Source organism: Pseudoalteromonas sp. Hal040 (assembly GCF_037162425.1).
GTDB classification, from domain to species: Bacteria; Pseudomonadota; Gammaproteobacteria; order Enterobacterales; family Alteromonadaceae; genus Pseudoalteromonas; species Pseudoalteromonas gelatinilytica.
On sequence record NZ_JARLUU010000001.1, the window covers coordinates 838,007 to 850,565 of the forward strand.

Consider the following 12,559-nt stretch of genomic DNA (forward strand, 5'->3'; position numbering starts at 1 on the left):
GACGTTACTTAGCCGAACAAAGAAAAAGTTATGAGCACGTTACCTGATTACCAACAAGCCCAATTGTTATTAGAAAAGAATGAAATTTTTGTCGCACCAGCCGAAGCCCATGGTGTGATCAGTGGTTTATTAGCCTGTGGCATCAATATTGAAGCCGACGAATACTTAGGTTTATTAAGCGATGTATTCAACGACGGCATTGCCTTCAGTAAAGATTTAAAAGCCTTTTTTGCTAACGTGTATTCTCAGGTTGTTGCCAGCTTTAGTGATGAAGAATTTCAGTTTGACCTATTCTTACCAAGCGATGATGAAACACTGCTTGATCAAGCCAATGGCTTAGTATCTTGGGTATCGGGTTTTATGCTTGGTTTTGGTTTAAAGCAAAAAGACTACGGCAAGTTATCAGCTGATGTGAAAGAAGTGATCAGCGATTTTAGTGAAATTACCCGTCTAGATACCATGTTTGAAGAGACCGAAGAAGACAGCCAAGCACTGCACGAAGTGATTGAGTATGTACGTGTTTCTGCGCTGTTGTGTTTTGCTGAGCTAGGTAAAGAACCAGCAGATAAAAACCCTAAGAAGACTCTTCACTAATCAAATTACAGAGGTTTAGCATGTCGTCTATTGCAATCGATAAAGCTGAATTTAAAGCCCGTCGCGAGCGCTTGCTTGCGATGATGGATAAAAACAGTGTCGCTATTATTCCTGCGGCAGGAGAAGTAACACGTAGCCGTGATACTGAATATGCATTTCGCCAAGACAGTGACTTTTTCTACCTAACAGGCTTTAACGAACCGGATGCGGTTTTAGTGCTTTGCCCGTCGAGCGATACACCAAGTACCCTAATTTGCCGTAACAAAGACAAACTAGCTGAAATTTGGCATGGCCGTAGAATTGGCTTCGAAAAAGCTAAATCTGAGTACTTATTCGACGCAACTTGTCCACTTAGTGAACTAGATGAACAATTATTAGATTTGGTGAACGGCCAGCAGATTTTATTTTATGCACAAGGCACTTACGCAAATTTTGATGCAAAAATTTGGGATTTATTAAGTACCCTTCGCGGCGCACCTAAAAAAGGCTATAAAGCCCCACATACCATTAAAGATATTCGTGGTTTAGTGCATGAGATGCGTTTGTTTAAATCTGACGCAGAATTAAACATTATGCGTACAGCGTGCGAAATTAGTGCACAAGGCCATATTCGCGCTATGCAGTTTGCCAAACCTGGTGCAACTGAATACCAATTAGAAGCAGAGCTTCATCATCATTATGCAATGAATGGTGCTCGTCATCCTGCTTATGGCACGATTGTCGGCAGTGGCGATAACGCCAATATTTTGCACTACACACAAAATGATGCTGAGCTAAAAGATGGCGATTTAGTATTAATTGATTCTGGCTGTGAACTTGAAGGTTATGCGGCAGATATTACACGTACTTTCCCAATCAATGGCAAGTTTAGCGAACCACAAGCGGCGCTTTACAACATTGTATTAGCAGCTCAAGAAGCAGCATTTAGCCAAGTTAAGCCGGGCGGTAGTTTATCTAAAGCAAATGAACTGGCTTCAACGGTATTAACGCAAGGGCTTATTGATTTAGGTATTTTAACCGGCGAGCTTGATGAGCTTATGGCAAACCAAGCATGTAAAGCGTTTTACATGCATGGTCTTGGTCATTGGTTAGGATTAGACGTACATGATGTTGGCGAATACAAGCTTGATGAAAAAGAGCGAGTATTTGAGCCGGGCATGGTGCTCACCATCGAACCGGGTTTATATATTAGCGAAGATGCAAAAGCACCAGAGCAATATAAAGGCATCGGTATTCGTATTGAAGATAACTTACTTGTCACTCAAGATGGCCATGAAAACCTGACCATTTCGGTTCCTAAAACCATTAGTGACATTGAAGCAGTGATGCAAGCAAACAAAGGCTAGGAGCAAGCGTGGCAAAGCAGTTTGATGTTGTCATTATCGGCGGTGGAATGGCGGGTGCAAGTTGTGCACTGGGCCTAAAACAGAGCAATAAGCAGTTATCAATCGCTGTAATTGAGGCAAATGAAGTAAGCGCAGACTATCACCCTAGCTTTGATGATAGAAGCATTGCGCTTGCTCAACAGTCTGTTCAGTACTTAAAATCAATCAATGCGTTTGATTGCCAAGCGCCATTTGCGGCAGCGATTAAAAAAGTCACTGTATCTGATCGTGGTCATTTTGGTAAAACGCATATTGATTGCCAAGAATACGGTCATGATGCCCTTGGTTATGTGGTCGAAGTGAACCCATTTGGGCGCAGCCTTCATCAGCAACTTACGCGTACTGATGTTAGTTTGTTTTGCCCTGATACGGTTGCCAAGCTTGAATACCAAAGCGACTGTGCCAACATCACGCTGAGCTCGGGCGAGCAGTTAAGCGCAAAGCTTGTGGTGATTGCCGATGGTGCTCATTCGCAAAGCCGTAAACTAGCTAATATTGAATTTAATACCCGCGCATATCAGCAAGCGGCGATTATTGCCAACATCGAAGTGGCTGGTGGTCATCATCATCATGCCTTTGAGCGTTTTACTGAGCACGGCCCAATGGCATTGTTGCCAATGAGCAATAACCGATACTCACTGGTGTGGTGCATGGAACCTGAGCAAATTGAGCACCATATGGCACTTGAAGACGATGCCTTTTTAGCTGAGTTGCAAAAAGCATTTGGTTACTGCGGCGGTTCATTTAATAAAGTGGGTATGCGTGCAAGTTATCCGCTTGTGTATGGTAAAGCCGAATCATTGAGTAGCCATCGTACAGTATTAATTGGTAATGCAGGGCATGCTATTCACCCAATTGCCGGGCAGGGCTTTAATTTAGGCCTGCGTGATGTGCAATTATTGTGTGATATGGCAAATAGAAGCGATCTTGGTGATTACGGCTTTACCCGTTATTACAGCCAAACTCGCAGTAAAGATATTACGACCGTGATGACACTCACAGACAGCCTAGTGCGTTTGTTTTCAAACTCATCGCGATTGCTCGCGCTGGGTCGCAGCATTGGCCTTTTCTCAATGGATTTATTCTCCTCGTTAAAAACCCCGCTGGCAAAACAGCTTATGGGTCAGGTTAAGCAAGGTAAACGGATATGAAACAAGCACAAGTTTGTATTGTCGGTGGTGGTTGTGTTGGCCTTACGCTAGCACTTGGGTTAGCAAAAGCAGATATCAGCGTTGTGGTGATTGATGCGAGTAAAAATCAAACCTTACCGGGTGATGATTATGCACTTCGCGTGAGCGCATTGAGCCTGGCTAGTCAGGGTTTATTTGAGTCATTAAATGTATGGCCAGAGATCATTAAACAACGTGCTACACCCTATACGTCGATGGATGTACGTGATCAAGACAGCTTTGGCAAAATTCATTTTGATCATAACGATCTCGACTTACCGCAGCTCGGTCATATCGTCGAAAACGACATTATTCGCTACGCGTTAATTAGCGAACTTGAAAAGCAAAGTAATGCCACTTTATTGTTCGAAACCCGCTATCAGCAAATTCATCAAACCGACTCTGATGTGTTTATTACCCTTGAAAGCGGCGAGCCTGTGATTGCTAAACTATTAGTGGCGGCTGATGGTGCTAACTCGGCTATTCGCAAGCAATTCAACATGCCAATTACTTTTAAAGATTATGACCATCACGCCATTGTTGCCACGGTCAAAACCGCTGATGAGCATAACAACACGGCACGCCAAGTGTTTTTGCCAACCGGGCCGCTGGCGTTTTTACCCTTGCCAGATAAACAGACGCACTCAATTGTTTGGTCAACAAGCCCAGAGCATTGCGACACACTTTTAGCGCTTGATGATAGCCACTTTAATAAAGCGGTTATGGCAGCACTCGATGGCCAATGTGGTTTATGTGAAGTGCAAAGTGAGCGCATGGCGTTTCCACTTAAGATGCGTTATGCCCAGCAGTGGGTGTCGGGCAAAGTGGTTTTAATGGGCGATGCAGCGCATACCATTCATCCATTAGCCGGTTTAGGCATGAACCTTGGCCTTAAAGACGCCGCCTATTTGATTGAGCTATTAAGTAATGAGCAAGGTGAGTTTGCTAGTGCACGCACAGTCGCGTGATTATGAACGTACTCGCAAGCTTGATGCGCAAAAACACATTGCCATGATGCAAGGCTTAAAAGAGCTATTTGCAGGCGCTAACCCACTGAAAAAACTCGTACGTGGCGTTGGCTTAAGCCTAGTTGATAACCTTGGCCCAATTAAACATTTGTTCGCAAAAGAAGCGATTGGTAAATAACATCTAACTAGTTGTTACTATTTAGTTTAAGCCGCAGCTAAGCAATTAGCTGCGGCTTTTTTGCACTTATATGAACGCAAAATGATAGCGCTGTCATTTTTGTTAGTGTATGATTAAATTTTTGTGATTGGTATGGAAATTAAGCAGCTTTATCGCGCTATAATCTCCAACCAAATAAAAATAATTAAACTAAGAGAACAATTATGGAAGCAACGGTTGAGTGTGACAACAACACAAAACAAAGCATCTGGCTGCCAATGGTATTGGCCGGCTCAATGTTTTTTATCTTAGGGTGTATAACGTGGCTTAATGGTGCAATCACACCATTTTTGCAGCAAATGCTTGAGCTTTCGCCGTTACAAGCTTCGTTTATCATCTCTTCTTTTTATATTGCAGTAACAGTTGCAGGCATCCCATCGGCGATGCTGATCAAACGCGTTGGTTATAAGAATGGCATGGCGATTGGCTGTGCGATTATGGCTTTATCGGCGCTGATGTATATTCCCGCTGCAAAACTGCAAATGATCGAAATTTTCTTGTTCGCACAGTTAATGATAGGTGTTGGACAAACCGTGCTACAAACGGCTGTTAACCCATACGTGGTGAAAATGGGCTCTGAGAAATCAGCCGCTGTACGTGTGTGTATCATGGGCTTATTAAACAAATTTGCGGGTGTTATTGTGCCTGTTATTTTTGCTGCTGTAGTCGTGAGCGGCGTTGTTGATGGTGCAGGTAAATTATCGCAAGAGCAAAAAGACATGATGGCAAATAGCCTGATTATGCCTTATGTATTGATTGCAGGTTTAATCATGTTATTTGCTGCGTTTGCGAAATTTGCACCATTACCAGACTTAGTGTTTGATGAAGACGAAACATCAAACGGTAAAGGCGAAATTAAAGAAGCCCTTGCGCACCCTCACTTAGTTTTAGGTGTGGTGGGTATTGCTTTATATGTTGCTGTTGAAGTTATTGCAGCAGACACCATTGGCTCGTACGCATTACAAATTGGCGTTGCTGATTACTCAGTTATGACCTCTTACACCATGGCGTGTATGTTGATTGGTTACGCGATTGGTATTTTGACTATTCCACGTTTTATGAGCCAACAAACGGCGTTATTAATGTCGTGTATTGCCGGTATTATCACCGTGTTGTTAGTGGTACTTGGTAGCAATGACTCGTTCATTATTTCAAACCTATTATTAGTGCCATTTGGTGGCCCACAATTACCAGACCCATTGTTATGCATTGCGTTATTAGGCTTTGCTAATGCCATGGTTTGGCCTGCAATTTGGCCACTGGCTTTAGCTGGCTTAGGTCGCTTAACAGGCACTGCATCAGGCTTATTGATCATGGGTATTGCTGGTGGTGCACTAGGCCCATTATTAATCGGTTTAGGAAACGTAGCAGGCCTAGGCGCACAAGGCGCTTACATTGTGATGATCCCAAGTTATGTATTCATTTTATTCTACGCCTTAAAAGGCCATAAGATGAGAAGTTGGAAATAACCCTGCAAACTAATTTTTCAAGTTAGGCAAAGCCGCGGTACGCCCATCACCGCGGCTTTTTTGTGTGTAAATAAACAAGTTAGCGAGTTTCGAGGGACGAGATACGAGTTGTAGGAGGCGTTTTAACGCCGAAAAAGAGATATTAGATATCAGTGGTTAGAAGTTAGATTAAATCAACAGAGCCTTATGCATTAAGCTATAAGTCAGATCAGCCTGCACGCAGTCTCAGTGAAATGCATACCCGTAGGCGTGAAATTTATTTCGCGCGATGAACATAAGAGCAATCAGCTTTCAGCCGTCAGCTATCAGATTGAAAAGTTAGCCAGTTAGCAAGAGTAAAGGGGAAAGTTTACGAGATGCGAGTTGTAGGAGGCGTTTTAACGCCGAAAAAAGTCAAAGGGGGAGGTATTCTAACCCCAAAAAAAACACTATGCTGTTAGCACCTAGCACCTAGCACCTAGCACCTAGCACCTAGCACCTAGCACCTAGCACCTTTAACCATTCCTACGCGATATAAAATCGCTGCTACAATTTTGAAAACTCGCAACTCTCACCCACAAAAAAGCCGTGGGATTTTCATCACACGGCTTTTGATATTTCGCTAAGTCGTTTTATTAGAACGAGTAGCTGTAACCTAGTTGTAGGGTACGTGGTTTACCTGGTTGAATACCGCCGTTTGCACGGTTTGCAACGTAGGTTTTGTCAAACAGGTTATCTACTGTTAGGTATACTTTTTGTTTGTCATCGATGAGGTATTTAGCTGCTAAATCCCATACCACGCGGCTGTCGATTGCATTGCGACCTGAGTCTGTTAAATCTGCGTGTGCATCAGACACATAACGCATTTGCGTATCGAATACGAAGCTTGAGAACGTAGCACCCACTGAAAGCGCTAACTGGTTTTCAGGCACGTATGGCATTGCATCGCCTTTTTCTACGCTACCCCAAAGATCTGATTCAAACGCATTGTCAAACTGAGAATCAGTGTAAGTGTAAGTTAAGCGTACTGGGAATGAAGCTGCGTTAGTAGCAAATACTTTACCTGCGCTTAGCTCAAAACCAGACACAGATACTTCACCGTAGTTGTATTGGTCGCCAATGTTGTTGTCGTTACAACCAACAGCGGCAGTACAGTTACCGTGCATGTTTGTGTAGTCAGAGTTAAAGTAGATCACTTCACCTTGAATGCCCGCGTAATCGTAACGACCACCAAGCTCAATGTTAACACTCTCTTCTTCTTCTTGATCCGCATTACCAGGGGCTGCTGGTGCGTAACCTTTTTGAATACCAGCAAGAAGCGTTAGGTTATCGCTTACAGTGTAAGTAGCACCTAGTGATGGTACTAAGATCTCAGTGTCGTTGCTGATATCTTTTGTTAAGCCGTTAGCACGTGATGGATCAGACTTTGCCCATTCAACACGTTTGATTGTGATGTCTTCGTAGCGAAGACCTGCACTAATAACTAACGCATCAATTGTCCACTCATCTTGAATGAATAGGGTCGTCGCTTCTGCACTGTCTACACGGTTGCTATCAGAACCCGGTACGCCTTTTTCAGTTAGCGTCATTGATAGGTCTTGATTAAGCGTGTATTTGTCTTGCCATTGGAAGCGGTCCATTTCATCTTCATGGTAACGTGCACCCACAGTGATGTAGTGATCGCCAGCAGGAATATGGAACTCAGTTTGTAAGCCTTTTGCTTGGTAATCACGGTTGTTTGCTTTTACTGCAACGCCTTCAATACCTTCGCTCGTTGGGTTTGCTTCAAACTCGCTGTATTTTTCTAAATCGCTTACACCCACTTTGCTTGCTTTATACCAGTTACGGTGGAAGTCGTTTAGGTAAGCTGTAGCAAGTAACTCGTAACCTTTACCAAAGCGGTATGCATAGTTAATTTGATATGCATTGTGCTGCGTGTTCATTTCGTCTTTTTGCGAAGCCGCATAACGACGGTATGGGTTTGCTTGATAATCAGCATCTGTTAAACCCATGTACGTTTCGTCAGAGCGCTCATCTGAGTACTTTAACTTCATTTCTAGGCTGTGGGCTTCGTTATCACCAAAGTCAAAACCAAACTTTAATAAGAAATCGTTCTTTTCAAAGCCAGTGTTATCGCTACCAACTGGTAAATCTTTAAAGCCATCTGCGCCGTAAGTGAATACTTCTACAAGGCCCGCAGCATTGTTTTTCTTTTTACCAAAGTATGCATGACCTTTATAGAAACCGTCGCTACCAAGTTCAGCGTTAAGTAAACCTTTAGAACCTTCAGTCGGTAAGCTACGAGAAACTAAGTTTAAAACACCGCCTGTTGTACGTGGGCCATACTTAACAGACGCCGCACCTTTAAGTACTTCGATAGACTCCATACGACCCATTGTAGGGAAGTAGTAAGCAGAAGGCGCAGAGTACGGTGCTGGTGCTACAAGTACACCATCTTCCATTACTGAGATTTTGTCGTTACGACCCGTACCCGTACCACGCATACCGATGTTAGGACGAAGGCCATAGCCGTCTTCTTCTTGTACATATACACCCGGTACAGCACTTAAAACACGTGAGATATCAGTATATTCAAACTTTTCTAGTTCTTGCTCACCAATAAAAGTAGCAGAGCCAGGAATATCGTTAATTGCAGATGCAGAGCCAATTACAGTGATTTGTTCGAAGTTCTTCTCTTCTTTAGTTACATCTTTTGCAAAAGCATTAGCGCTTAGAGATAAAGCGACCGCAGTCGAAAGCGTAGAAACAATAAACTTAGGTGTCATTGTGTGTCCTGTAGTGTTTAGATATTTTTAACGGGCGCAATTTAAACATGTAAAATAATGCGAATCAATCCTATTTGTACTAAAACAGGTCTGAACTGTAAGCTTTTGAATTAAATAAGGTATAAGAAATACAGTAGTATTGTATTACGATATTGGATTTGGGAAGGTGTTAAGTAAAACTTAACGCTTGGAGCTTTCAGCCGTCAGCTATCAGATTAAAAGTTAGCAAGTTAGCAAGTTAGCAAGTTAGCAAGTTAGCAAGTTAGAAAGAGTAAAGGGTAAAGGGTAAAGGGTAAAGGGTAAAGGGTAAAGGGTAAAGGGTAAAGGGTAAAGGGTAAAGGGTAAAGGGTAAAGGTACGAGTTCCGAGGTGGAGGAGGCGTTTTAACGCCTAACCGGTAGCAGCGGGTTTACCCCGCGTAATTTACAGTTCTTCTATGTGGTTCAGTATTCTTTTGCACAAAGAGAAGACCATGAGAAGTGAATGAGTAACCCAAAAAACTAATAATTACTTTCCTCTAAAGCGTAGCGTCTCTTTTCCTCTTTGTGATTATTCCTTGAATCACGGGATATAAATTCGCAGTTATAATCTTGCTAACTTGCTAACTTGCTAACTTGCTAACTTGCTAACTTGCTAACTTGCTAACTTGCTAACTTGCTAACTTGCTAACTTGCTAACTTGCTAACTCGCAACTCACACCTACGTCAAGCGTAGGGCGATGAATTCAGCGAGTTTGTCTACGGCAGTGCCGGGGTCGTCGGTGCGTTTAATTAAACTAATACCGATTTGACCAAGCTCGGGGAGGTCTTTGGTTTGTAGTTGGTAGTTAAGCTCATTCGGTACGGTGCTTTTTGCGAGTACCGTAATGCCTAAGCCTTCTTTTAATGCCGCAGTTAGGCCGGTTAAGTCGGCATTACTGTAGGCAATGCGGTATTTAATACCCGCACTTTGTAGTGCTTCGATTGCGCGGCGGCGATAAATACATCCCTCTGGGGCGGTTACAAGCGTTACCACATCGTTTTGTGCAAGGTTTAAATCACCCACCCATACTAGTTGGTCTTGCATAAAAATTGGGAACTTGGCTGATTCGAGCTCTTCGTTTAATGCCAACACTAAGTCGAATTGATCTTGGCGCGAGACCGACAATAAATGCTTACTCAAACGAGAACGCACTTCGAGCGATACGTCAGGGTAGAGGGCCACGAAGTCACCAATGATCGACGGTAAAATACGTGCAGCAAATTCACTGGGGATCCCCAAGCGCACTTTACCGGTCACGTTTTCGCTGGTGAACTGCTGCAAAATGGCATCGTTTTGTTGCAGCATTTGCTTTGCTAATGGCATAAGCAATTCGCCATATTGATTAAGCACTTGGCGCTGACCTTGCTTTTTAAACAGCTTATGGCCCAGCATGTCTTCAAGGCGCTTTATTTGTAAGCTCACAGCCGGTTGCGATAGCCCTAATAATTCACCCGCTTTGGCAAATCCACCAACTTCAACAACGGTGACTAAAGTACGTAAACTATCGGTAGAAATGTTTTTCATTAAAAAATTCTATTTATAGGGCTGTATATATAAGCATTATTTATCAATTGATAAATAATTACAATTTGTTGTTGCTAGCACGGCGCAATATACTTCAGCCATTAATGATTGATAGGTGTCACATATGACTTTTACGCCAATAATGTTTGCTCGCCACAGCCAAGCTGAGACCCCAGCAGACAACGTGCTACAAGCTAATAGCGATACTGCCATTATGGATTTTAGTGGCACTGAAGCAATCCCATTTTTAACGGCTATTTTAGGTCTTGATATTAATAAGCTAACCGCCAGCGGTTTAGGCTTACGTAGTTCATTAGACGATGACCTAACAAGCGGCTACGCTTATGCCCTGTACTACTTTAACGAAACCGCATTTCGTTTTGTATTAGGTAAAGATGCCAGCGTGCAATTACAGTCGCTTATTAATGAGCAACAACTACGTTACGACATTGATTATGTAATGCGTGACGATTTAAGCGCGCTAACCCTAAGTGGTGAGCAAGCGTTTGACGCCTTGGTCGACAGCTTTAAGCTAACGCCGGGACTGCGTTTATCAGACATGCGCAGCTGCTATGGTGCACAAAGCGGTGAGGTATTTATTACCGCCATAGATAACCAAGCAACACAGCAATTTCAGCTGGTGGCGCGCCAAGCAGAGCTTGATAAATGGCAAACGCACTTACAGCAGCTCGGCTTTGATTTAGCCTTAGCCAACGTTGCTTAAAACATAAAATTTTTAAAACAGCTACGCACTTGAGTGTTTAGCTGTTTTTTAGTTACAAAATCGCAATTTGGGTGTGACAACTGTGCAACTAATGTATAATCGCCGCCCATGTTATTCCCCCTCATTAAATTGAGGCCACGCCCCACAACTTGTGGGTTAATTTAAAAGTGAAGGAATATTATGACTTCTAAAACAGTTTTACATGCTAAGCACCTTGAAGCTGGCGCAAAAATGGTTGATTTCCACGGCTGGGAAATGCCAATCAACTACGGCTCACAAATCGAAGAGCATAATGCGGTTCGCACAGATGCAGGTATGTTTGACGTATCTCACATGACAATTGTTGATGTTCAAGGCGAGCAAGCACAAGCGTTCTTACGTAAGCTAGTTGCAAACGACGTTGCTAAGTTAACTGTACCGGGTAAAGCACTTTACACAGGTATGCTTAACGAAGAAGGCGGCGTAATCGACGACCTTATCATCTACTTCTTCTCAGAAACAAACTACCGTTTAGTTGTTAACTCAGCGACACGTGAAAAAGATTTAGCGCATTTAGCTAACGTTTCGGCTGATTTCGCAGTAACAGTTACTGAGCGTCCTGAGTTTGCAATGATTGCCGTTCAAGGCCCTAACGCACGTGCTAAAACAGCAACAGTACTTAACGCAGAGCAACAAGCTGCTGTTGAAGGTATGAAGCCTTTCTTTGGTGTGCAAGCAGGTGATTTATTTATTGCGACAACAGGCTATACTGGCGAAGATGGTTATGAAATCGTAGTACCTAACGATCAAGCTGCTGATTTATGGCAACAACTTCTAGACGCAGGCGTAGCGCCAGCGGGTCTAGGTGCACGTGATACGTTACGTCTTGAAGCGGGTATGAACCTTTACGGCCTAGATATGGACGAAAGTGTTTCTCCACTTGCTGCAAACATGGCGTGGACAATCGCATGGGAGCCAGAAGATCGTAAGTTTATCGGTCGTGAAGTATTAGAACAGCAACGCGCTGACAAGAGCACAGATAAACTAGTTGGTTTAGTGCTTGAAGAAAAAGGCGTATTGCGTAGCGGTTTAAAAGTCATCGTTGAAGGTGGTGAAGGGGTGATTACCTCTGGTACATTCTCACCAACTCTTGGTCACAGTGTTGCGCTAGCACGCGTTCCGCGTTCAACTGGCGAAACAGCCCAAGTAGAGATGCGTAAAAAACTGGTTAACGTTAAGGTTGTTAAACCTTGCTTTGTACGTAACGGCAAATCAGTTATCTAAACTATAAAAAATTTGGTGTTATCACCCAATATAAACCAAAGGAACAAAAAGATGAGCAATATCCCAAGCGAATTAAAATATGCTACTTCACACGAGTGGGTTCGCGACGAAGGTGACGGTACGTTTACTGTAGGTATCACTGAGCACGCACAAGAACTTCTTGGCGACATGGTATTCGTTGAATTACCAGAAGTTGGTGATGAAGTTGACGCGGGTGAAGACTGCGCAGTAGCTGAGTCTGTAAAAGCAGCATCAGACATCTACGCACCAATCGGCGGTGAAATCGTTGCAATCAACGAAGATCTTGAAGATTCGCCTGAAACAGTAAATAACGACCCGTACACTGACGGTTGGTTATTCCGTATCAAAGCATCTGACACATCAGAGCTTGATAACCTGTTAGACGCTGAAGGCTACGCTAACACAATCGACGAAGACTAATTAATTAGTCACGCCGACTA

The 12,559-nt window shown here is 43.2% G+C and carries 9 protein-coding genes and 1 pseudogene; 8 read left to right on the plus strand and 2 right to left on the minus strand.

The features are described from left to right. Nucleotides 1-30: 30 nt before the first annotated feature. The 5 genes and pseudogenes from P4S60_RS03830 to nagP all read left to right on the plus strand — a co-directional run bounded on the left by P4S60_RS03830 (nucleotide 31) and on the right by nagP (nucleotide 5,802). A complete protein-coding gene (locus P4S60_RS03830) occupies nucleotides 31-594 on the plus strand; it encodes a UPF0149 family protein (RefSeq protein WP_063700525.1) in 564 nt (187 codons plus the stop codon). Nucleotides 595-614: 20 nt separating this feature from the next. Continuing rightward, nucleotides 615-1,940: a Xaa-Pro aminopeptidase gene (gene pepP / locus P4S60_RS03835; RefSeq protein WP_337115051.1), complete on the plus strand. Its 1,326-nt coding sequence runs from the start codon at nucleotides 615-617 to the stop codon at nucleotides 1,938-1,940. An 8-nt stretch (nucleotides 1,941-1,948) separates the two neighbouring features. Then, entirely contained in the window at nucleotides 1,949-3,130 is a 1,182-nt protein-coding gene (gene ubiH, locus P4S60_RS03840; protein WP_337115052.1) for a 2-octaprenyl-6-methoxyphenyl hydroxylase, read from the plus strand. Then, nucleotides 3,127-4,294: pseudogene (locus P4S60_RS03845) on the plus strand (FAD-dependent monooxygenase). The gene ubiH and the pseudogene P4S60_RS03845 overlap by 4 nt, the downstream one beginning before the upstream one ends. Before the next feature lie 203 nt (nucleotides 4,295-4,497). Then, entirely contained in the window at nucleotides 4,498-5,802 is a 1,305-nt protein-coding gene (nagP, locus tag P4S60_RS03850; protein WP_337115054.1) for an N-acetylglucosamine MFS transporter NagP, read from the plus strand. 614 nt (nucleotides 5,803-6,416) lie between these two features. Here the strand turns inward: nagP and P4S60_RS03855 are convergent. Then, nucleotides 6,417-8,567, minus strand: a complete 2,151-nt coding sequence (locus tag P4S60_RS03855) for a TonB-dependent receptor family protein (RefSeq protein WP_337115056.1) — start codon at nucleotides 8,565-8,567, stop codon at nucleotides 6,417-6,419. Nucleotides 8,568-9,265: 698 nt separating this feature from the next. After that, entirely contained in the window at nucleotides 9,266-10,111 is an 846-nt protein-coding gene (locus P4S60_RS03860) for a LysR family transcriptional regulator (protein ID WP_054560757.1), read from the minus strand. Nucleotides 10,112-10,235: 124 nt separating this feature from the next. On the opposite strand from P4S60_RS03860, the gene P4S60_RS03865 reads away from it, so the two are divergent. The 3 genes from P4S60_RS03865 to gcvH all read left to right on the plus strand — a co-directional run bounded on the left by P4S60_RS03865 (nucleotide 10,236) and on the right by gcvH (nucleotide 12,539). After that, entirely contained in the window at nucleotides 10,236-10,835 is a 600-nt protein-coding gene (locus P4S60_RS03865; RefSeq protein WP_188726905.1) for a hypothetical protein, read from the plus strand. 180 nt (nucleotides 10,836-11,015) lie between these two features. Then, entirely contained in the window at nucleotides 11,016-12,098 is a 1,083-nt protein-coding gene (gene gcvT / locus P4S60_RS03870) for a glycine cleavage system aminomethyltransferase GcvT (RefSeq protein WP_063700514.1), read from the plus strand. 51 nt (nucleotides 12,099-12,149) lie between these two features. Further along, on the plus strand, nucleotides 12,150-12,539 hold the full coding sequence (gene gcvH, locus P4S60_RS03875) for a glycine cleavage system protein GcvH (protein WP_062570365.1): 390 nt from the start codon (nucleotides 12,150-12,152) through the stop codon (nucleotides 12,537-12,539). Nucleotides 12,540-12,559: the final 20 nt, after the last annotated feature.

What these genes read in the sequence shown, in the direction of transcription:
- P4S60_RS03855 (WP_337115056.1), bottom strand. Translation starts at nt 8,567, where the DNA reads ATGACACCTAAGTTTATTGTTTCTACGCTTTCGACTGCGGTCGCTTTA.
- pepP (WP_337115051.1), top strand. Translation starts at nt 615, where the DNA reads ATGTCGTCTATTGCAATCGATAAAGCTGAATTTAAAGCCCGTCGCGAG.
- P4S60_RS03860 (WP_054560757.1), bottom strand. Translation starts at nt 10,111, where the DNA reads ATGAAAAACATTTCTACCGATAGTTTACGTACTTTAGTCACCGTTGTT.
- gcvT (WP_063700514.1), top strand. Translation starts at nt 11,016, where the DNA reads ATGACTTCTAAAACAGTTTTACATGCTAAGCACCTTGAAGCTGGCGCA.
- P4S60_RS03830 (WP_063700525.1), top strand. Translation starts at nt 31, where the DNA reads ATGAGCACGTTACCTGATTACCAACAAGCCCAATTGTTATTAGAAAAG.
- P4S60_RS03865 (WP_188726905.1), top strand. Translation starts at nt 10,236, where the DNA reads ATGACTTTTACGCCAATAATGTTTGCTCGCCACAGCCAAGCTGAGACC.
- gcvH (WP_062570365.1), top strand. Translation starts at nt 12,150, where the DNA reads ATGAGCAATATCCCAAGCGAATTAAAATATGCTACTTCACACGAGTGG.
- nagP (WP_337115054.1), top strand. Translation starts at nt 4,498, where the DNA reads ATGGAAGCAACGGTTGAGTGTGACAACAACACAAAACAAAGCATCTGG.